Source organism: Pseudomonas extremaustralis (assembly GCF_900102035.1).
GTDB classification, from domain to species: Bacteria; Pseudomonadota; Gammaproteobacteria; order Pseudomonadales; family Pseudomonadaceae; genus Aquipseudomonas; species Aquipseudomonas extremaustralis.
The window spans coordinates 693,405-714,685 of record NZ_LT629689.1; the positions used below are offsets into that span (position 1 = coordinate 693,405).

Annotated in this window: 21 protein-coding genes; 9 read left to right on the forward strand and 12 right to left on the reverse strand. The window is 55.6% G+C overall.

Annotated elements, in window-relative coordinates; genetic code table 11:
- Positions 1-60 precede the first annotated feature (60 nt).
- The 12 genes from BLR63_RS31040 to BLR63_RS03665 all read right to left on the reverse strand — a co-directional run bounded on the left by BLR63_RS31040 (position 61) and on the right by BLR63_RS03665 (position 13,633).
- Positions 61-306: a hypothetical protein gene (locus BLR63_RS31040; protein ID WP_130926150.1), complete on the reverse strand. Its 246-nt coding sequence runs from the start codon at positions 304-306 to the stop codon at positions 61-63.
- Positions 303-1,226 carry a hypothetical protein gene (locus BLR63_RS03615; protein WP_010567626.1) on the reverse strand — a complete coding sequence of 308 codons (924 nt, stop codon included), beginning with the start codon at positions 1,224-1,226 and terminating at the stop codon, positions 303-305. The genes BLR63_RS31040 and BLR63_RS03615 overlap by 4 nt, the downstream gene beginning before the upstream one ends.
- Entirely contained in the window at positions 1,223-2,155 is a 933-nt protein-coding gene (locus BLR63_RS03620) for a hypothetical protein (protein WP_010567627.1), read from the reverse strand. The genes BLR63_RS03615 and BLR63_RS03620 overlap by 4 nt, the downstream gene beginning before the upstream one ends.
- Positions 2,152-3,099 (reverse strand): hypothetical protein, encoded by a 948-nt coding sequence (locus BLR63_RS03625; protein ID WP_010567628.1) that lies wholly within the window; start codon positions 3,097-3,099, stop codon positions 2,152-2,154. Before BLR63_RS03625 ends, BLR63_RS03620 begins: the two co-directional genes overlap by 4 nt.
- Positions 3,096-4,028, reverse strand: a complete 933-nt coding sequence (locus tag BLR63_RS03630; RefSeq protein ID WP_010567629.1) for a hypothetical protein — start codon at positions 4,026-4,028, stop codon at positions 3,096-3,098. Before BLR63_RS03630 ends, BLR63_RS03625 begins: the two co-directional genes overlap by 4 nt.
- A complete protein-coding gene (locus BLR63_RS03635) occupies positions 4,025-4,975 on the reverse strand; it encodes a hypothetical protein (protein ID WP_083365925.1) in 951 nt (316 codons plus the stop codon). Before BLR63_RS03635 ends, BLR63_RS03630 begins: the two co-directional genes overlap by 4 nt.
- Complete coding sequence (locus tag BLR63_RS03640) at positions 4,972-5,913, reverse strand: hypothetical protein (protein WP_083365926.1); 942 nt, start codon at positions 5,911-5,913, stop codon at positions 4,972-4,974. Before BLR63_RS03640 ends, BLR63_RS03635 begins: the two co-directional genes overlap by 4 nt.
- A complete protein-coding gene (locus BLR63_RS03645; RefSeq protein WP_083365927.1) occupies positions 5,910-6,848 on the reverse strand; it encodes a hypothetical protein in 939 nt (312 codons plus the stop codon). Before BLR63_RS03645 ends, BLR63_RS03640 begins: the two co-directional genes overlap by 4 nt.
- Entirely contained in the window at positions 6,845-10,132 is a 3,288-nt protein-coding gene (locus BLR63_RS03650; RefSeq protein WP_010568064.1) for a toxin VasX, read from the reverse strand. Before BLR63_RS03650 ends, BLR63_RS03645 begins: the two co-directional genes overlap by 4 nt.
- Entirely contained in the window at positions 10,129-10,992 is an 864-nt protein-coding gene (locus tag BLR63_RS03655; protein ID WP_010568065.1) for a DUF4123 domain-containing protein, read from the reverse strand. The genes BLR63_RS03650 and BLR63_RS03655 overlap by 4 nt, the downstream gene beginning before the upstream one ends.
- On the reverse strand, positions 10,989-13,034 hold the full coding sequence (locus BLR63_RS03660) for a type VI secretion system Vgr family protein (RefSeq protein WP_083365928.1): 2,046 nt from the start codon (positions 13,032-13,034) through the stop codon (positions 10,989-10,991). Before BLR63_RS03660 ends, BLR63_RS03655 begins: the two co-directional genes overlap by 4 nt.
- A gap of 80 nt (positions 13,035-13,114) precedes the next feature.
- A complete protein-coding gene (locus BLR63_RS03665) occupies positions 13,115-13,633 on the reverse strand; it encodes an Hcp family type VI secretion system effector (protein ID WP_010563421.1) in 519 nt (172 codons plus the stop codon).
- A gap of 786 nt (positions 13,634-14,419) precedes the next feature.
- Between BLR63_RS03665 and tssA the strand changes: the two genes are divergently transcribed.
- From tssA to BLR63_RS03705, 9 genes are all read left to right on the forward strand, one after another.
- A complete protein-coding gene (tssA, locus tag BLR63_RS03670; RefSeq protein ID WP_010565818.1) occupies positions 14,420-15,976 on the forward strand; it encodes a type VI secretion system protein TssA in 1,557 nt (518 codons plus the stop codon).
- Between the two features lie 32 nt (positions 15,977-16,008).
- Positions 16,009-16,512, forward strand: a complete 504-nt coding sequence (gene tssB, locus BLR63_RS03675; RefSeq protein WP_010565817.1) for a type VI secretion system contractile sheath small subunit — start codon at positions 16,009-16,011, stop codon at positions 16,510-16,512.
- Between the two features lie 28 nt (positions 16,513-16,540).
- Positions 16,541-18,016: a type VI secretion system contractile sheath large subunit gene (tssC, locus tag BLR63_RS03680; protein WP_010565816.1), complete on the forward strand. Its 1,476-nt coding sequence runs from the start codon at positions 16,541-16,543 to the stop codon at positions 18,014-18,016.
- A gap of 12 nt (positions 18,017-18,028) precedes the next feature.
- Positions 18,029-18,436, forward strand: a complete 408-nt coding sequence (tssE, locus tag BLR63_RS03685) for a type VI secretion system baseplate subunit TssE (protein WP_010565815.1) — start codon at positions 18,029-18,031, stop codon at positions 18,434-18,436.
- A gap of 10 nt (positions 18,437-18,446) precedes the next feature.
- Entirely contained in the window at positions 18,447-18,824 is a 378-nt protein-coding gene (locus BLR63_RS03690) for a PAAR domain-containing protein (protein ID WP_010565814.1), read from the forward strand.
- A 177-nt stretch (positions 18,825-19,001) separates the two neighbouring features.
- Positions 19,002-19,409: a hypothetical protein gene (locus tag BLR63_RS03695; RefSeq protein WP_010565813.1), complete on the forward strand. Its 408-nt coding sequence runs from the start codon at positions 19,002-19,004 to the stop codon at positions 19,407-19,409.
- A 130-nt stretch (positions 19,410-19,539) separates the two neighbouring features.
- Positions 19,540-20,169 (forward strand): hypothetical protein, encoded by a 630-nt coding sequence (locus BLR63_RS31050; protein ID WP_130926165.1) that lies wholly within the window; start codon positions 19,540-19,542, stop codon positions 20,167-20,169.
- Between the two features lie 76 nt (positions 20,170-20,245).
- Positions 20,246-20,788, forward strand: coding sequence for a hypothetical protein (locus tag BLR63_RS03700; RefSeq protein WP_081480374.1), 543 nt, complete (start codon positions 20,246-20,248; stop codon positions 20,786-20,788).
- Positions 20,766-21,068, forward strand: a complete 303-nt coding sequence (locus tag BLR63_RS03705; protein WP_042947047.1) for a hypothetical protein — start codon at positions 20,766-20,768, stop codon at positions 21,066-21,068. The genes BLR63_RS03700 and BLR63_RS03705 overlap by 23 nt, the downstream gene beginning before the upstream one ends.
- Positions 21,069-21,281: the final 213 nt, after the last annotated feature.

The window sequence follows — 21,281 nt, forward strand, 5'->3', positions numbered from 1 at the left end:
ATCCTTGTGTGGTAAAGTTATTCAGCATCTGAAAATGTTCACACGAGCCTACGATGCCACTCAAGCTGGCCAGCCATGATCTACTCTTAACAACTTACCCAAGGCTCGTAGAGCCTCGGATTCGTCAATCATAACGTCACTATCAGCAGCGGCAGCCACAAACTCGAAAGCAGCTCCAGCGGTTTCTACTCGATCACGTAATGATCCAATACACGGTTCTTCGTCTGTGGGAATGGGCAGTGGTGCCAGATAATCATTGCGCGGAAACAACCGTTTTTGGGTGGTGCCTGCGGGGGGTGTGCTCATGGCCTGTCCTCTGATGCTTGAGTTGTCTGTACCGCCAATTCGGCTTCACGTTTGGCGATGGCGGTTTCCAGTTCTGCGGAGCGTTTGGCCCACTGTTCTGGTGGGAGTGGTTTGGACCATTCGATGATGTCGGGATAGGGCAGTTCAGGTGGGTGCGACAGCTTTAAATTCTGCAGCTTCTCCGCCAAATAAGTGCCCAGGATCGTGATGCAGAATATCCCCCATACAACCATTATCAGATCGCCTTTACGCAGGTCGGTGATGATCGAGCCGATTTGCGTTTCTTCATAGAGGGGTATTCCGACTTGGCTGTCAGGCACCGCCTGCGGCCCAATTTCCATATAACTGCGGATGCACTCCCACAACGCCATGGCCGTGGTACCGCCACCACAATTGAAGCCAAAGGAAAAATGCTTGTTGTCGTCTTTAGCCTGCGGGTCCGGGTTTTCAAAGCCGATGATCAGCAGTCCCATCGTGGCCCTGCCGGCCTGGCTGACTGAGGATTGTTGCGTGGCTGCTGCTGTCACGCTTTCCCAGGGAACAATCCAATATTCATCGTCTCCTCGGGGGACGCAGACCTCTCGGCGTTGGCGGTTGAAGCGCACGGGTAAAGGTACTGCGTGGAATAGGCCCTGGATTACAAACAAGATGGGGATGCCCACGATGATTAGCCCTCCGCCCCATATTAGAGGGTGAGGCGTGATGTAACTCATAAGCGCAAAGAACACCCCCATCGTCCATATCACCATTACCGCCGAACCGATGCTGTAATTGCCAATGTCGACAAACACATCGTTCTTACGCCAGATGGTGTTGAGCACGTCACACGGTTTTTCACCTGTGGGAATGGGCAGTGGCGCCAGATAATCATTGCGCGAAAACAACCGTTTTTGAGTGGTGCCTGCCGGCGGCGTGCTCATGGCTTGTCCTCTGACGCTTGAGCCGTCTGTACAGCCAATTCGGCTTCACGTTTGGCGATGGCGGTTTCCAATGCAGCGGAGCGCTTGGCCCACTGTTCGGGTGGCAGTGGTTTGGACCATTCGATGATGGCCGGATACGTCAGGTCGGGTGGCGGATACAGTTTTTTCCTTTGCAGGTATTGCGCCAAAGGTGCGTTAAAAATAAACACGCCGAAGACTCCATCCCACAGTAACGTCAGAATCCAGCCGCGGGTTTTGGCCTTATCCCTCATGTAGTCAATGTAGAAACGCAGACTCTCGCCTGCGTTAAGTGCAGCCGCTTTCGGCACCGCCTGCGGCCCAATTTCCATATAGCTGCGGATGCATTCCCACAACGCCATGGCCGTGGTACCGCCACCACAATTGAAGCCAAAGGAAAAATGCTTGTTGTCGTCTTTAGCCTGCGGGTCCGGGTTTTCAAAGCCGATGATTAGCAGCCCCATCGTGGCCCTGCCGGCCTGGCTGACTGAGGATTGTTGCGTGGCTGCTGCTGTCACGCTTTCCCAGGGAACGATCCAATATTCATCGTCTCCTCGTGGGACGCAGACCTCTCGGCGTTGGCGGTTGAAGCGCACGGGTAAGGGGACTTCGCGGAATAGGCCCTGGATTACAAACAAGATGGGGATGCCTGTAATACACGCCCCCACGATGAGTGCATCAGAGTCATTTAATGCATATGCCAGTCCCAAGAAAATAACCAATATTGGCCAAATCACCATCACCGCCGAACCGATGCTGTAATTGCCAATGTCGACAAACACATCGTTCTTACGCCAGATGGTGTTGAGCACATCACACGGTTTTTCACCTGTGGGAATGGGCAATGGCGCCAGATAATCATTGCGCGACAACAACCGTTTTTGAGTGGTGCCTGCCGGTGGCGTGCTCATGGCTTGTCCTCTGACGCTTGAGCCGTCTGTACAGCCAATTCGGCTTCACGTTTGGCGATGGCGGTTTCCAGTGCTGCGGAGCGTTTGGCCCACTGTTCGGGTGGCAACGGTTTGGACCATTCGATGATGGCCGGATAAGTGAGGTCGGGTGGTGGATACAGTTTCTTTCTTTGCAGGTACTGCGCCAAAGGTGCGTTGAAAACAAACACGCCGAGTATGCCGTCCCACAGCAGGGTCAGAATCCAGCCACGGGTTTTGGCCTTATCCCTCATGTAGTCAAGGTAGAAACGCAGATTCTCACCTGCATTAAGTGCTGCCGCTTTCGGCACCGCCTGCGGCCCAATTTCCATATAACTGCGGATGCACTCCCACAACGCCATGGCCGTGGTACCGCCACCACAATTGAAGCCAAAGGAAAAATGCTTGTTGTCGTCTTTAGCCTGCGGGTCCGGGTTCTCAAAGCCGATGATCAGCAGTCCCATTGTGGTCCTGCCGGCCTGGCTGACCGAGGAATGTTGCGTGGCTGCTGCTGTCACGCTTTCCCAGGGAACAATCCAATATTCATCGTCTCCTTGCGGGACGCAGACCTCTCGGCGTTGGCGGTTGAAGCGCACGGGTAAGGGGACTTCGCGGAATAGGCCCTGGATTAAAAACAAGGTAGGAATCCCAATGATGCAGGTGGTCATGATCGCAAATATGTGTGCGTCGTCCTGGTCATTCCTGAACAGATATCCCATGAATGCAAACAGCACCACCATCGACCAAAGCATCATCACCGCCGCTCCGATGCTGTAATTGCCAATGTCGACAAACACATCGTTCTTACGCCAGATGGTGTTGAGCACATCACACGGTTTTTCACCTGTGGGAATGGGCAGTGGCGCCAGATAATCATTGCGCGAAAACAACCTTTTTTGAGTGGTACCTGCCGGTGGCGTGCTCATGGCCTGTCCTCCGACGCTTGAGCCGTCTGTACCGCCAATTCGGCTTCACGTTTGGCGATGGCGGTTTCCAGTTCTGCGGAGCGCTTGGCCCACTGTTCGGGTGGCAACGGTTTGGACCATTCGAGGATGGCCGGATAAGTGAGGTCGGGTGGCGGATACAGTTTCTTTCTTTGTAGGTACTGCGCCAAAGGTGCGTTGAAAACAAATACGCCGAGTATGCCGTCCCACAGCAGGGTCAGAATCCAGCCATGGGTTTTGGCCTTATCCCTCATGTAGTCAAGGTAGAAACGCAGATTCTCACCTGCATTAAGTGCTGCCGCTTTCGGCACCGCCTGCGGCCCAATTTCCATATAGCTGCGGATGCACTCCCACAACGCCATAGCTGTGGTACCGCCGCCACAATTGAAGCCAAAAGAAAAATGCTTGTTGTCGTCTTTAGCCTGCGGGTCCGGGTTCTCAAAGCCGATGATCAGCAGTCCCATCGTGGCCCTGCCGGCCTGGCTGACCGAGGAATGTTGCGTGGCTGCTGCTGTCACGCTTTCCCAGGGAACAATCCAATATTCATTGTCTCCTCGGGGGACGCAGACCTCTCGGCGTTGGCGGTTGAAGCGCACGGGTAAGGGGACTTCGCGGAATAGGCCCTGGATTACAAACAAGATGGGGATGCCTGTAATACACGCCCCCACGATGAGTGCATCAGGGTCATTTAATGCATATGCCAGTCCCAAGAAAATAACCAATATTGGCCAAATCACCATCACCGCCGAACCGATGCTGTAATTGCCGATGTCAACAAACACATCGTTCTTACGCCAGATGGTGTTGAGCACATCACAAGGTTCTTCGCCTGTGGGAATGGGCAATGGCGCCAGATAATCATTGCGCGAAAACAACCGCTTTTGAGTGGTGCCTGCCGGTGGCGTGCTCATGGCCTGTCCTCTGACGCTTGAGTCGTCTGGACAGCCAATTCGGCTTCACGTTTGGCGATGGCGGTTTCCAGTTCTGCGGAGCGCTTGGCCCACTGTTCGGGTGGCAATGGTTTGGACCATTCGATGATGGCCGGATACGTCAGGTCGGGTGGCGGATACAGTTTTTTCCTTTGCAGGTATTGCGCCAAAGGTGCGTTAAAAATAAACATGCCGAAGACTCCATCCCACAGTAACGTCAGAATCCAGCCGCGGGTTTTGGCCTTATCCCTCATGTAGTCAATGTAGAAACGCAGACTCTCGCCTGCGTTAAGTGCAGCCGCTTTCGGCACCGCCTGCGGCCCAATTTCCATATAGCTGCGGATGCATTCCCACAACGCCATGGCCGTGGTACCGCCGCCACAATTGAAGCCAAATGAAAAATGCTTGTTGTCATCTTTAGCCTGCGGGTCCGGGTTCTCAAAGCCGATGATTAGCAGCCCCATCGTGGCCCTGCCGGCCTGGCTGACTGAGGATTGTTGCGTGGCTGCTGCTGTCACGCTTTCCCAGGGAACAATCCAATATTCATCCTCTCCTCGTGGGATGCAGACCTCTCGGCGTTGGCGATTGAAGCGCACGGGTAAGGGGACTTCGCGGAATAGGCCCTGGATTAAAAAAAAAACAGGAAGAGCCATGATAATTAAGCCCAACATCAAAATGTTCTGACTGAAGTCGGGGATGAAATTTCGGGTGAAGTAAGACATGGCTAAAAACACCATCACACCAGGCCAAATCGTCATCACCGCAGATGCGATGCTGTAATTACCAATGTCGACAAACACATCGTTTTTACGCCAGATGGTATTGAGCACATCAGAAGGTTCTTCGCCTGTGGGAATGGGCAATGGCGCCAGATAATCATTGCGCGACAACAACCGTTTTTGAGTGGTGCCTGCGGGTGGCGTGCTCATGGCCTGTCCTCCGACGCTTGAGCCGTCTGTACCGCCAATTCGGCTTCACGTTTGGCGATGGCGGTTTCCAGTGCTGCGGAGCGTTTGGCCCACTGTTCTGGTGGGAGTGGTTTGGACCATTCGATGATGTCGGGATAGGGCAGTTCAGGTGGGTGCGACAGCTTTAAATTCTGCAGCTTCTCCGCCAAATAAGTGCCCAGGATCGTGATGCAGAATATCCCCCAAACAACCATTATAAGATCGCCTTTGCGCAGGTCGGTGATGATCGAGCCGATTTGCGTTTCTTCGTAGCGTGGTATGCCGACTTGGCTGTCAGGCACCGCCTGCGGCCCAATTTCCATATAACTGCGGATGCATTCCCACAACGCCATGGCCGTGGTACCGCCGCCACAATTGAAGCCAAATGAAAAATGCTTGTTGTCATCTTTAGCCTGCGGGTCCGGGTTCTCAAAGCCGATGATTAGCAGCCCCATCGTGGCCCTGCCGGCCTGGCTGACTGAGGATTGTTGCGTGGCTGCTGCTGTCACGCTTTCCCAGGGAACAATCCAATATTCATCCTCTCCTCGTGGGATGCAGACCTCTCGGCGTTGGCGATTGAAGCGCACGGGTAAGGGGACTTCGCGGAATAGGCCCTGGATTAAAAAAAAAACAGGAAGAGCCATGATAATTAAGCCCAACATCAAAATGTTCTGACTGAAGTCGGGGATGAAATTTCGGGTGAAGTAAGACATGGCTAAAAACACCATCACACCAGGCCAAATCGTCATCACCGCAGATGCGATGCTGTAATTACCAATGTCGACAAACACATCGTTTTTACGCCAGATGGTATTGAGCACATCAGAAGGTTCTTCGCCTGTGGGAATGGGCAATGGCGCCAGATAATCATTGCGCGACAACAACCGTTTTTGAGTGGTGCCTGCGGGTGGCGTGCTCATGGCCTGTCCTCCGACGCTTGAGCCGTCTGTACCGCCAATTCGGCTTCACGTTTGGCGATGGCGGTTTCCAGTGCTGCGGAGCGTTTGGCCCACTGTTCTGGTGGGAGTGGTTTGGACCATTCGATGATGTCGGGATAGGGCAGTTCAGGTGGGTGCGACAGCTTTAAATTCTGCAGCTTCTCCGCCAAATAAGTGCCCAGGATCGTGATGCAGAATATCCCCCAAACAACCATTATAAGATCGCCTTTGCGCAGGTCGGTGATGATCGAGCCGATTTGCGTTTCTTCGTAGCGTGGTATGCCGACTTGGCTGTCAGGCACCGCCTGCGGCCCAATTTCCATATAACTGCGGATGCATTCCCACAACGCCATGGCCGTGGTACCGCCACCACAATTGAAGCCAAAGGAAAAATGCTTGTTGTCGTCTTTAGCCTGCGGGTCCGGGTTCTCAAAGCCGATGATTAGCAGCCCCATCGTGGCCCTGCCTGCCTGGCTGACCGAGGATTGTTGCGTGGCTGCCGCTGTCACGCTTTCCCAGGGAACAATCCAATATTCATCGTCTCCTCGCGGGACGCAGACCTCTCGGCGTTGGCGGTTGAAGCGCACGGGTAAGGGGACTTCGCGGAATAGGCCCTGGATTAAAAACAAGGTAGGAATCCCAATGACGCAGGTGGTCATGATCGCAAATATGTGTGCATCGTCCTGGTCATTCCTGAACAGATATCCCATGAATGCAAACAGCACCACCATCGACCAAAGCATCATCACCGCCGCTCCGATGCTGTAATTGCCGATGTCGACAAACACATCGTTCTTACGCCAGATGGTGTTGAGCACATCACACGGTTTTTCACCTGTGGGAATGGGCAGTGGCGCCAGATAATCATTGCGCGACAACAACCGTTTTTGAGTGGTGCCTGCCGATGGCGTGCTCATGGTTTTTCCTCCGGTTGCAGATAAATCGCGTTGGGATAGCCTTCGCCGAGCCGATAGAAGGGCGCGCGGTCGAGTTCAGGTGTGGGGTCGTCTCGCAGGATGATGACGCCCGCGTTATTGCTGAGGGTAAAGGCGACGCCCCGTTCTCCGCCGATAAAGCTGTTGGCGCCCAGCAATGCCGTCAAAGGCGTGCGGTAGCGCAATCGCAGTGAAATGGTGCGGGGCTTCGAGTCTAGGACACCTGGCTCCGTGTTGAACGGGCCACTCAGGCGTAAGCCTTGGCCTTCCTTGGCCGGTATCCACATACAGGTGCTGCTCGGCAGCCAGTGAGGCGCCATATCCCGCCATGGCGTGGGTGGGAGGAAGTTATTGGTCGGACTGTTTTTGAACAGGGCGCTGTACGCTTGGCTATCGACGGGGTCACCGATCAGGGCCAGTTCCAGGTAGGCGCTGCCAGGCTCTGCTCCCGGCAAGTCGATGGTCAGGGCCTCGATAGAACTCACGAAGGTTAGCCCAGAGTACCCATTGGATGGCATCGTCACCGAGCGGCTCTCTATGCTGACCCGCGGTGTGTAAAGGATGCTGTAGAGTTGATTGAGCTCGTCTTGTTGCGCCTGAGCTGCGATAGGCCTCAGATTGCCTGCCCGCGCTTTTGACCAGCAGCAGAAGTTGAGGAAGTTTTGCAAGGGCGTTTGCTGAAAGAACCAGGTGATCAGATACAGGACACCCAGTATGGCAATGATCCAGTTCAGCGGGCCCATGAATAACGTATAGCGCAGGATGGCGGCTTCGACCGTCACTAAACCTGCCAAGGCTCTGGCTGTTTGCACTATGCCCAACAGTGCTTGAGCCCCATAAGCCGCAACCTGGCCCGTAACCACATCCTTACGCATCTCCAGCCACGGATCGATATGCGTTCGCGCCTGCTCCAGTTGGCTCTGCAGAGATCTAGAGTCTTTTACAGCTGCATAGGCTGATAACCCACCAATTACTCCACCAAACAGAGTGAGCGTTGGGGCCCTAGAATTAAGGAAAAGGAAACTGTTTTTCTTCAGCCCTAACCGCACCTGACTATCAATCACCGCCACCAACGCCGCCCCCGCATACAACGACGCGGAAACCGTATCGTTCTTTCGCTGGCTGCCCATCCCCTCCAAGGTCCCGACCTGACCCAACTGAATACCCGCGTTGAGGGTATTCAGCAGCAAGGCCGCCAGGGGAACGAGTCCGCCGCTATTGGTCACAAAGGTGGAGTTGGTGATACCGGCTACATGTCCGGCGCCAATGGCTCTTCCCGTGGCGGTTGCCCAGCGGGTCAGCCCTTCGGCTTTTTGTCCCAGCAACGCCCAGAACGGTCGGCCATTTTTAATCAGCTCCTCGACACGCGTGTCGCTGCCCAAACGAGCCGTGACGAAAATGCCGAGCCAGGCGCTGCTGAACGTTTTATCAGTGTTGAGCAACAGCAACGCCGCCGCCAGCCGGTTGACCAGCACGCTCCATAGGCTGTTGGCGTCGCGGGCCATGGCCGCCAGGTCGTCCAGAACGGGCGCGGTCAGCGGCGCAAGGGCTTGATAGGTCGCGGTGATGTTTTCGGACGCCAGCGCTGTCATCAGTTCGCCCAGGCGCGTCGTGTGGTTGAGGCCTGCGTCGAGGGAGGGGGTCCAGGCACGGAACAGTTGGGTCAACGCACCGCCATCGGCCGCCCGCACGTAGTTGGCGTATTGCTCGGCGCCCTGGGCACGAATGCATTGGGCGCTCAGGCAACCGAGGGCCATTTCGGTCAACCAGTGTCGAGTGTCGATGTCGTGGTAATCGACAAACCAAGTGCCGGTGCTCGAGCGTTTGAGGTACACCTCTCGGTCGCTGAACAGGACTTGATGGCGTTGTTCGATCTGCTCGAAATGCAAGGGCGCGGTTGTATCGAGCCAGGTGTTCATCGCCTCCAGATCGATGTACTGACTCACCTTGGCGCTGAAGGTGTCGTTGTTGAGGTTGGCTTGTTTTTCGGCACGGTATTCGCGCACCACGTATTCAGCCTCGTTGTACAACTGCGCCGGAATAAAGGCGCGTACCGGCGCCACGATAGCGGCGATACGTGCATCACGCGCTGCGGCCGCGTTTCGGTCAGGGTGACCGCCGTATTGGCGGGCCAGGGTTTCAGCCTTGAGTTCGGCATCCAGCTGATGCTGTGCATCGAGCATCACCTGGCCCTGCTCCGGCGTGAGGGTAATGTCGTACTCCTTGTAACGGTAGCTGAGGATACCCGCCAATTCGGCCCCGTCTTCGCTGACCAGGCTGCGTACAAAACCACCGACGCTCAGCCGCAGGTTGTTATCACCCACCCATTGTTCATGACCCGCTTCGACCGACTCTTGCTCATGATTGATATCACGCAGCACGCCCAGGTCATCGTCGAGGGCGGCGAACACGGCATACAGCGCGGCCGCCTGGCGCTTGGCTGCATCGAGCCATGCCTGGGTGGCGTCGACTTCCCAAGGGCAGGCGCTCCAGACGCCGGGTTCGACCAGGGGCTCTCCCGGTGGTTGTGCGCCAGCCGCCTCTTCGCGTTCGCGCAGTGACTGGGACAGGGCAGAAAAGGCCTTGATGTTGTCTTGCGTTGGGTTGTCGTGGACCACGTTGCCTAGCGTTTTCAGGTCTTCACGGTAGGTCGCACCGTTGTGCTGATAGTCGTGTGCCAGGGCTTTATCGCGCACTGTCGGCATCAGTTCGGCTACCAGTGCTGAAGCCTGTTCGAGCGGTGGACAGTGCCGGGCCGAAAGGCGTTTGGCGACATCGACGAGGCCTACCTGGCGCATGCGTATACGTCGTTCGTCACTTTTTTTCAGGCGTTCGCAGGCATCGTTGCTTAACGGCATTTCGCTGTAGAGCATCCAGGCATCGGTGCTCTTGTTCAAAGCGATCCCGGCCTTTTCTCCTCTCACGATGGCTGCATGGGGTTGCGTCAGCGGTTGTTCCACCAGCAGGCCATCAACCGCTACGGCATAACGGGCCAGTGGTCCGTCGGCGTGCCACAGGTACAAGTAGCCGGCACGCAAGCGGCGCAGTCCCATCGGATGGCTTTGGGGTGGACTGGAAGGCTGGAAGTCCGCATGTTCGGCGGCCTGTTCGGCCATGGCGTAACGAGCGGGAACCACAAAGACTTCAGGCTGGCGGGCGGGGCAGGCGGCAACCGGGCTCGACAGGTCTTCGTGGCCGAACTGACACTGCGCGGCCTGATCGGCAGCGGCCAGGTTGCGGTTTTTATTGAGTGGTTGGACGGTCATGAAAAGGACTCTTTATCAGTCAGTAACCAATGGCGATGCAGTTCTTCCAGCAAGGCATCCAGGCGTTGTGTGGCATTGAGCGATGGTTGTTGGAGAAGGTCGCGATAAACCTGGTGTTCGGGCGCTTGCGCGAACGCTGTGCCGTGGGCTGCCACCAATGCCGCCCAGCGCGTGACTTCGCTGGGGCTCGAGTATCCATAACGGGCGGCCCCTTCGCGGCACGCTGCCGCCCACGCCAGTTGTTCGGCGGTCGAGCGTTGTGTCAGGCATTCGGGAAAGTAGGTGCGTACATGCCCCAGCAATTGCTGGTCGAAGGCTTCCAACTGGGCTTGGTTAAGGTGTTGGAGCTGTTGCTCGTCGAGGTACAGCCACGGACGCTCGCCATAGTGCTCGGCGTTTTGCCGGTGTGCGCGAACGATCCAGTGTTCCTCCTGATCTTCCGTTGCGGGCAGGCGTACACGGTTGATCGGGCCCATCTTGCAGTCCCTTTCATTGGCATCGAGAGCGGGCAGCCAATGACGCAGGACACGCGGGTCGTAAAAGCGAAACAGTAACGAAACATCACCGCTTACTCGCGCGTGAATCAGGCTGCGCAAATGTTCAGCCAGTGATTGCATGGGGGCGTCACTTTCGAGCATGAGCCCGGCATCGTGTTGCCAGTGCGCCGTGAACATCTGTTCCAGAGGGCTGTTGGCGCGCAGGACGACCAGAACAGGGCCAATATCGAATACCGCCTTGTAGGGCGTCGTCAGGTAGAGCCATTCGAACGTCGGGTTGCCTTCCAGTCTGTACAGGTGGCCCGACAGGTTTTCTATCTTTGCCCCGTCCAGAAGCAAATAACGTGAGGTGCTGTGCGTCATTTTTCCGCTCCCGGCTTCTGGCAGATCTCGCAGACCGGCTGAGCTGTTGTGGCTGCCCGTAGCAGGCTCTGACGCAAGGCGGGTACCAACAACTCTCCCGCCTTATCCGCATCCGCGGCCTTCAACAGTCCCGGCAACAACGGCGCCGCCGCCGTGCCGCTGCCAGGGCTGCCCCCGGAGTTCAGATTCGTCGCCGGGCCGCTGATCCACACGCCGCTGGGATCGATTTTGATAAAGCTCCCGCCGGCCTTGAGCGTCAGTTCTATACCCGCTTCCAGCACCGCCTTCAGCCCGCTGCTCAGGTGTATCTCCCGGCCCGCTTCGACGAACTGCCCCGCGCCGATCTTGACGTGCTGATCCATCGCCACCGTGAGGTGGTCGTCTGCCCGCGCCTGGACTTTGCGGTCGGCGTGGACGGTGTGGTGTTCCTCGGCCTTGAATTCGCTGTAGGCATTCTTCTCGACGGTGTCGTGGCGTTCGTTGCCGACGCGGATCTTTTGGTCGTGCTCGATGTTTTCGTCCCAATCGCGCTGGGCATGCAGGAAGATTTGTTCCGCGCCTTTTTTGTCTTCGATGCGCAGTTCGTTGAAGCCGCTGCCGCCCGGTGAGCTGAGGGTTTTGAATACGGTGCGGGTTTTGTTCGCCGGCAGTGGGTAGGGGGCGGGGTTTGTCTTGTGGTACAGGCAACCGCTGATCAGCGGTTGGTCGGGGTCGCCTTCAAGGAAGGTCACCAGCACTTCCATGCCGACGCGGGGGATGGCGATGCCGCCGTAGCGGGCGCCGGCCCAACTGCTGGAAACACGCAGCCAGCAGCTGCTTTTGTCGTCGCCCCGTCCTTCGCGGTCCCAGTGGAATTGCACTTTGACGCGGCCGTGTTCGTCGCAGTGGATTTCTTCGCCTTCGGGGCCGGTGACCACGGCGCTTTGGCTGCCGAGGATGCGTGGTTTGGGATGGTTCAGCGGTGGGCGGTAGAACGCGTCCCACGGCGTGGCGAGAAAACGGTTGCGGTAGCCCTGGTGGAAATCGTCCTTATTGTCGGTGGTGTAGCTGGTGATGGACTCTTCGAGGACTTGGGGCTGTTTGCCTTCGTGGAGGACTTCGGTGAGCAGCCACAGGTCGTTCCAGCGGGCTTTGGGGTGGTGGGTCAGGGGCAGGAAGTGGCCGCTGAGCAGCAACGGTTGATCGCTTTTGCCTTCGGCGAGCTGGTAGTCGCTGCGGTGGCGTTCGAGGGCGCGTTTGGCCAGGTGTCTACCGCGTTGGCTGTCGTGGAAACGGCCGGGGTAGTCGTAGTCTTCGAGGTCGGGCAGGGCGTCGCTACGCTCGTCACCTTCGAGGGTGACGCGCGGGATTTCAAAGTTGTAGTCGCGGCGGGTGGTCCGGCTGGTGCGGGTTTCCAGGCGCAGGTCGAAGCGCTTGACCACCGGCTCGCTGGCCACCAGGCCGGCGTCTTGCTGGTAGGCCACGGGGGCGAGTCTCGGGAACACCGTCTGGTCGTCGCCGAACACCACGGTGTGGACGGTGGCGCTGTGCTGGAAGTGGTAGTGAATACCTTCTTCTTCGCATAGGCGCTGGATGAAATGCAGGTCGGATTCGTCGTATTGAACGCAGTAATCCCGTGTGGGATACGTCGTGCCCAGGTGAAAGGTGTAGGCAGTGCTCTGGATGCCATGTTCTTCGAGAACCTGGGCAATGATGCTGGGCACATTGAGGTTCTGGAAGATGCGCTGGTTGAAGCGGTGCGCGAGGTACGCCAGTTGCGGGCGCAGGGTCACCGAATAGCGGCTCAGGCGCTTGCCGGCGTCGCCCTGGGCCACGCGATGAAGCTGGCCATGAACGCCGCGGCCGTCCGGTGCCAGCTGCAAAAACGCGGGCTTGTGCAACAGTGCCTCGAGGTCGAACGACGGGTGTTCGCTGACCAGTTCAATGTCGAACGCGAAGGGTTGGCTGATGGCTTCGCGCCCCGTGAGGGAAAGGACTTTAAGCTCGTATTTCAGCCCCTTGAGGATGAGGCGGAAGTGGGTCTGGTTGGCGGGTGCGAACATCCTTTTTTCCTTCTGTCATGCAGCGAAAAAACGACATCGGCCAGTGCGGCTGGCCGATGTCCCGCAGGGGTCAGCCAGGCTTAGGCAACGACCGGCGCGCGCCAGTCATCGGAGCCTGAAGTGCCGGACACTTCGTGGGTCCAGGTGATTTTGCGGTAGGTGAACGCGACGTCCTCCAGGTGGGTGAAGTGCGCGTTCGCCGGGTCCTGGCAGTTGTGCATGTGGTCTTTGATATCGACGATGATTGCGTCCTCGAGCTTGGTGGTGAAGTAGTGCTCCTGGGTGCCGGCCGCCGAGGTGCGGTACCACTGGATGGTGATTTCGCTCAGGCGTTCGCCGGAGGTCAGGGCCGCCAGCAGCAGCGGCGAGGATTTGTCGAAGACCTTGGTGATCTTGACGGGCTTGTGCACGCGCTGACCGGTGGGTTGGCCGGACTGCGGATCACGCGGGATGATCACTTCGTGACTGAAGCCCTGGACCATGACCTGGTCTTCGTGGCCTTCCTGATAGGTATTGCCCACTGAGTCGGCGGTGAAGGCCCCGGCGGTGATCAGGCCTTGTTTGGTGCCGGTGATGGACATGTAAGCGGGTGTTGCCATGGAGATGCTCCTTACTTGAAAAATGAGAAAACCCAACAGGCGAAATTGCCTGTTGGTTCGCCGGAAGTATCAAACATCGTGCCATGTAATTTATTTGCTAATTAAATCAGTGGTGTAGTTGTAGCTCAGTGGCATGCACTGTTGTTTTTCTAAGTTTTTGGCCTAAAAACTGGCAACTTCTTGCACGGTAGTGTGCAACTTCTTGCGCACTTGGCAGGGCGCCAGTAAATATAAGGTCTGTAGAGAAGTATCCACAGGTTTGTCCACAAATAGGTGTGCAAGAACTTGCCATGTATGGTGATTGTGGATTGATTGGTGAATCATGGGGGTTGGGGTGGCTGTAGGAAGTTTCACGCATCTTTTTAAGATGTTTCTTATTTACGGAACCTTGGGTTTCAAGTGTAGACTTCGGCCCGGTAGAGAAACCATCCTACCCATGCTCAGGTGAATAGCTTACATGAGGCTTACATGAGTGCGGGGTGTATATCCCACGGATAAAAGGCCTGGTTTTCTTGCTGCAATAGCTCTATCTAGGGTGTTTCAGGCGCATTGTGCGACTGCCTGATGACTATGTAGAGCCGGTTCAAATCGCTGTGTTTTTTTTGATCAGTTCTGGCTATCTGAATGTGTGATTTTTACGACCGCTTCAATACCGTTTGCAAAGGCTCATTATCCTGGGTAGGTGAAAAGGTGTGGGTTGAATGGTTTGAAACATCATATTTTCCATCTGTCGCTTGGCCGGCGCGTAATGCGCTGCCCAACGATTTATTAACTTGAAGGTCAGGGATGTCCTACTCCAGCAAACTATCCGCTCATTATCTTGAACTCGCAAAAGTCTCTGTTTCCCAAGAGAATTTTGCGGGCGAGGATGTTCGTTTTTCGAGCGAATACGAAGCGCTGGAAAGTGAACTGGCCAAAGCCCAATCCATGCATGAAAGTGGTCAGATCGATTGGCTCAAAGTTCGAGAGATCAGTGAGAGCCTGTTGCGCACTCAATCAAAGGATCTGCGAGTCGGTGCGTGGCTGACCTGGTCACTGTACCAGCGCGAATCGTTTCAGGGGCTGTTGGCCGGGCTCGGCTTTTTGCACTACCTGTGCGAGCACCATTGGACCGATATTCACCCCTATAAAGCCCGAACCCGCAGCGCCGCGATAAGCTGGCTCGTGCCGCGCCTCGAGCAGGTGCTGAACGAAAACATCGCGATCAAAGAACAACTGCCGCTGTTCCGTCGATTGGTTGAGCACCTTGAGGGGCTGGATGCCGCTTGCACCCAGCATCTGGGCGACGATGCCCCGCTGCTTTTGCCGATCTCGCGTCGGCTGAAAGGCATGGTCCAGCGTGCTGCCGATAATCAACCGGAGCCGGGCGTGGTCGGCACGGCAGTTGCGCAGGTAAAGCAAGCAGCCACCCAGCTGTTCGCCGTGGGAGCGCCGATCGACAATGAAAAGGACGCGCACAAGGCGCTGCGCGCTCAACAGGACAGCGCACGACCATTGTGTGCCTGGTGGCTCAAGCAGAAAGCTACCGATTGGCGGGCCTTGCGCCTCAATCGCACGCTGTTGTGGCTGCCCATCGACGCGGTGCCCGAGCGCAATGCCGAACACATCACTGCATTGCGCGGGCTACCGGCGGACAAGCTCAAGTCCTACCAGGATCGCTACAAAGAGGCGGCATACGCCGATCTTATCGTTGAAGTCGAGGCGAGCCTGGCCAAGACGCCATTCTGGTTCGATGGACAGCGCATGGTCTGGGAGTGCCTGCAAGGCTTGAACGCCGACCAGGCCATGCGTGAAGTGGAAATTCATTTCGCCCTGCTGATTCAACGTTTGCCCGGCATCATCGAACTACGTTTTCACGACGGGGCGCCTTTTGCCGACCCCGCCACGCGCGCCTGGATCAACGCCAACGTCATGCCACACCTGCAGACTGCCAGCGCGCCGCGCAAGGTGGAGGTCTCGCATGCGCAACCCGCCTGGGAGCTGGCGCTGGAAGAGGCCCTGCCGGTATTGCGCAAGGACGGCCTCAAGGTTGCCGTGCAGATACTCAAGCAGGGCCTGCAGAACGCCCAGGGCGGCCGTGCGCGATTTTTCTGGCAGTTCGCCCTGGCACGCCTCTGCTTTCTGGCCAAGAAATACGAACTGGCCAAGACCCAACTCGAAACGCTCGACCAAACATTACAGGACTCAGGTCTGCACGACTGGGAGCCGGACCTTGCGCTGGAAGTACTCCACCTGCTGCATAGCTGCTGCGAGTTGTTGCCGCAAAACCACGCAGTGCGCGAACGCAAGGAAGAGATTTATCGCAGGCTGTGCCATCTCGATCTCGAAGTGGTACTCGAATAGGCCACACGGCCACAACAGCAAGGAGAAAAGCCATGGCCAAAGAAGGCTCGGTAGCCCCCAAGGAACGCATCAACGTCACTTTCAAACCCGCCACTGGCGGCGCTCAGGAAGAGATTGAACTGCCATTGAAACTGCTGGCGGTAGGTGACTACACCCATCGCAAGGACGAGCGAAAAGTCGAAGATCGCAAACCGATCAGCATCGACAAGACCACCTTCGATGAGGTGCTGGCCAAGCAAGAGCTGCAACTGACGCTGAGCGTGCCGAACCGTCTTCAGGAGGAGGGTGATACCGACGCGTTGGCTGTGGAGTTGCGCGTCAATTCGATGAAGGACTTCAATCCGGCCAGCCTGGTCGAGCAAGTGCCGGAGCTCAAGAAACTGATGGAGCTGCGCGACGCGCTGGTGGCCCTCAAGGGGCCGCTGGGGAATGCGCCGGCGTTCCGCAAAGCCATCGAAGGCGTGCTCGCCGACGACGAATCCCGCGGTCGCGTGCTGAGTGAGCTGGGCCTTGACGCCGCAGCCCCAGACGCCTGAGCCCCCATCCGCCAAGGAAGCCAACACTATGAGCACTAGCGCAGCAAAGCAAAAAAACGTCGAAAGCGGCGAACTCAGTATTCTCGACAGCATCATCGCCGAAACCCGCCTGACCCCGGACGACGAAGCCTACGACATCGCCAGGCGCGGTGTGTCGGCCTTTATCGAAGAACTGCTCAAACCGCAGAACAACGGTGAGCCGGTCAAGAAGGCCATGGTCGACCGCATGATCGCCGAGATCGATGCCAAGCTCAGCCGGCAGATGGACGAGATCCTCCACCACGCTGACTTCCAGTCCCTGGAGTCGGCATGGCGTGGTCTGCAACTGCTGGTTGATCGCACCAATTTCCGCGAAAACATCAAGATCGAAATCCTCAACGTCTCCAAAGACGACTTGCTGGACGATTTCGACGACTCGCCGGAAGTCATGCAATCGGGTTTGTACAAGCACATCTACACCGCTGAATACGGCCAGTTCGGTGGCCAACCGGTGGGCGCGATCATCGCTAACTACTTCATGTCCCCGAGCTCGCCGGACGTAAAACTGATGCAGTACGTTTCCAGTGTTGCCTGCATGTCCCATGCGCCGTTCATTGCGGCGGCGGGCCCGCAATTCTTCGGCCTGGAAAGCTTCACTGGTCTGCCAGACCTGAAGGATCTGAAAGATCACTTCGAAGGCCCGCAGTTCGCCAAATGGCAGAGCTTCCGCCAGTCCGAAGATTCCCGCTACATCGGCCTGACCGTACCGCGTTTCCTGCTGCGTAACCCTTACGACCCGGAAGAAAACCCGGTGAAATCGTTCGTGTACAAGGAGACCGTCGCCAACAGTCACGAACATTACCTGTGGGGCAACACGGCCTACGCGTTCGGTACCAAGCTGACCGACAGCTTCGCCAAGTTCCGCTGGTGCCCGAACATCATCGGCCCGCAAAGCGGTGGCGCGGTGGAAGACCTGCCGTTGCACCATTTCGAAAGCATGGGTGAGATCGAAACCAAGATCCCGACGGAAGTGCTGGTATCCGACCGCCGTGAATACGAGTTGGCCGAGGAAGGCTTCATTTCCCTGACCATGCGCAAGGGTTCCGACAACGCGGCGTTTTTCTCCGCCAGTTCGGTGCAGAAGCCGAAGTTCTTCGGCATCAGCGCGGAAGGCAAGACCGCGGAGTTGAACTACAAACTCGGCACCCAACTGCCGTACATGATGATCGTCAACCGCCTGGCTCACTATTTGAAGGTGCTGCAGCGCGAGCAACTTGGTTCGTGGAAAGAACGTACCGACCTCGAACTGGAACTCAACAAGTGGATTCGCCAGTACGTCGCCGACCAGGAGAACCCAAGTGCCGAAGTACGTGGTCGTCGTCCACTGCGTGCCGCTCAGGTCATCGTCAGCGATGTCGAGGGCGAGCCGGGTTGGTACCGCGTAAGCCTCAATGTGCGCCCGCACTTCAAGTACATGGGCGCTGATTTCACCTTGTCGCTGGTCGGCAAGTTGGACAAAGAGTAAACGGGGCCAATCATGAGCGGATACGGCAGCCTTTTCGAACGCCTGGGCGGCGACGCGAACATGCGCGACGGCTGGGGCCGTGAGGTTTCCGCCATGGCGTCGGTGGCAGCCCATCTGGCCAAGATGCTCAGTACCCGGGCGGGCAGCGTGCAGACGCTGTCCGACTATGGGTTACCCGATCTCAATGATATGCGCCTGAGCCTGCATGACTCCCTGAGTCAAGCGCGCACGGCCATCGAAAACTTCATCGAAGCCTACGAGCCGCGCCTGAGCAATGTGCGTGTCATTTCCCTGCCGCGTGAGCACGATCAGCTTCGCCTGTCCTTCAGCATTGAAGGTCTGTTGGAAGTTGAAGGTTTCAAGCGCCAGGTCAGTTTCGCCGCATGCCTGGATGGCAGTGGCCAAGTCAAGGTCAATTAAGGTGGCCCCCATGTCCGGCAAACCCGCAGCCCGCGTCACCGACCCTACCGATTGCCCGCTCCCCGGCCACGGTAGCAACCCGATCGTCGAAGGTTCCGGCGACGTATTTTTCGACGGCCTGCCGGCTGCTCGCCAAGGTGATGCCACCGAGTGCGGCGGGGTGATGTCCAGCGGGTTGGCGGCGACTGTTTTTATTAACGGCAAACCGGCTGCGACGGTGGATTCCGTGGGGACGCATGGCAATAAGGTTACGGCGGGATCGGGGACGGTGATTATTGGGAGTTCGCATACACCGGCGCCGTTTGTTGCACCGTTGGCAATGCCAGGAGTCTTCAGCGATTTTTTTGTCCTGCGCGATGATGAAGGGGTTGGTCATCTCAGATGTTAAAAATTTCGCTGATTGCACCGGGAGGTGTGGCTAAGGAAAAGATTAAAAAAGATCACTTGGATATGCGTCCGATAGAGGAGTGGAACGATTTTTCTTAAGGCTGAATCCGAATGATAAACGTTGGAGGTCTATCTGTTTTGAATCGCTGCCAGAAACTCAAAATGAGTAGATTGTAAGATGACATATTTAAAATATTTTAAAGGCGCGGTGTGGGCTCCGGCGATTATATTGCCGGTTCTGCTGGTCGCTGATGCTTTGCTGCCGCCTGTGACCAGATTTGTAGCGGGAGAACAGTTTTTTCAGATGTATGTATTGGCGTTTGGAGTTGCTGGTTGTTTTGTTTTTGCACTTTGGGCGTCACGAATAATTAATAAAAAGACTGAGGCTGAAGTCGCACGGTTAGTGTGGTTTGCTCCTATCGTTTTCATACCTTTCTACGGCGTGCCGTGGATTTTGTATGGGGTGATTTATTTGGTTGCTGGCGATGTTTTCGGCTTGGGGTTAATGGTTTATTGGTTGGGTTTTATTCCTTATTTTTTAATTGTGGGGTACTTTTTTCGATTGCAACAGGAGTTGTTTATTTAGTCGTTAGAAGGTTTTTTCGATGAGTCTTAGCAGTGACGAAGAAGTCTCGGCGGCATCGTATTTGACACTGTAGGTTATTTTGGTGCGGATTGGGTGGCAGGCCATATATTCGAAAATTGAGAGGTTTTGTATGTTTTCAATTTTTAGAAAAATAGTTAGCACTCTCTCGTCGAAGGGAGAAAGTGTTGGCTGCGTGGAAAGTGAAATGCAAGGGTTTTCCAAGTATTTTCAAGCCTCACTTTCGTTAGCCGACTTGCGGGTGTCTTACGGATTCCCCGCTGTCACTGATATGACTAAATATGGCCTAGATGTCTGTCGGGCTATTTTTATGCCAGACGATCCGAGCACTGACAGGTTATATGCTCTGATTGGCAGGCACAGATTTGATCTTTGTTTGGGGCGTGTGTCTAGCTTCGATATTTTGCGAAATAGTGTTGGCGAGACTCTGTTTGTTGGTAGATATGCCGAGTCTAGAGGACGGGTGTTTGTATTGATTACTGACAGTGGAAATTTTCTCGAACATCTATGCGAGTCTCGAATGAGTCCGGTACCCCCCTGGATAGTATTTCCCGAAGTGGATCCTGGAGAGCTTGGGCGAATGGAAGGCGAAATGGGTTGTTGGTGGGAAAATCACTGGCTTCCATTTTGGACCACGCTGAACGATGAAGAACGACGCGGGTACCTCGAGCAAAAAGAAGCGCCTACAGGTTGGGTCGAGTTTTTTAAATCTTATGTTGAGTTAAATCATCTCAATTGTTGATTCGGTTATTCGTCCGCAAATTGATGGGGTGAGTAGTGGGTGTTTGATAATGAGGTTCTTAGGGGTCGGTTGTAAAATGACATATTTAAGTTATTTTAAAGGTGCGCTATGGGTGCCGGCGATTATATTACCGCCGCTGCTTGTTGCTGATGCCTTGCTGCCTCCGGCGATCACATTTGGGGAGTGGGAACAGTTTTTCCCGATGTGCGTATTAGTATTTGGAGTCGCTGCCTATTTTGTATTTGCACTTTGGGCATCGCGAACCGTCAACAGGAAGACTGAGACTGAAGTTGCAAGATTAGTAGGGTGGGCGCCTATTATTTTCATGATTTTCTATGGTGTATCGTGGATTTTATATGGGTTTATCTATTTGATAGGGGGGAAGGTTGCAGGTTTTGGATTAATGGTTTGCTGGCTGGCTTTTATTTCTTGCTTACTTCTGGTGGAGTGCTTTTTTTCGATTGTAATAATTGTTGTTTATCTGGCCGTCAGAAAGTTTTTCGATGAGCCTTGCAGAACTGTCCAGGCCTCAGCGATGCATCATGAAAAACGCACTGGCTTGAGCTTGCTAACGTTATTTATGCTGAGGGGCGGCCATGAGTTATGCACTAAAAGTTAAATTAATGATTGTTTTGGCTGTAGTGCTTGTGTTGCCATTTTTGGTGTTCGAGATATATGCGGTTTTTAAATTGGGCTTTGTAGAACCGTATAGCTACGCCCTGTCTGTCCCCATAGTTGTCTTTTCTTTTGTCATTTTACAGTTTGCGATTGGGTTTGGTGTTGTAAGAGGTTGGTCGGTTTGTGGTATGCGTGGAAATTGTATTTATTTGATGGTTTGGGTGCTGGCCGTGATCGTGCTTTTGGCTCTTCCTGAAATATTTACGGTTGGTGAAGTTTGAAGGCGTTTTTTGCACTGGGTCGAACGCCTAAATGTCTTGGGTTGGTGCGTTTATTTGTCGCGCATTGTTGTTTTGTTTTTTGTGAGGGGTTTTCAAGAAACCCATGTTCCTTAGTTGGCGCAAAGTGTTTAGTTCGGAACGCTCCGGAGTTTAGTAGCAACCGTTGCGACCCGCAGCATTGTTAAATCAAACGAATAAATAAGACAGGTAACC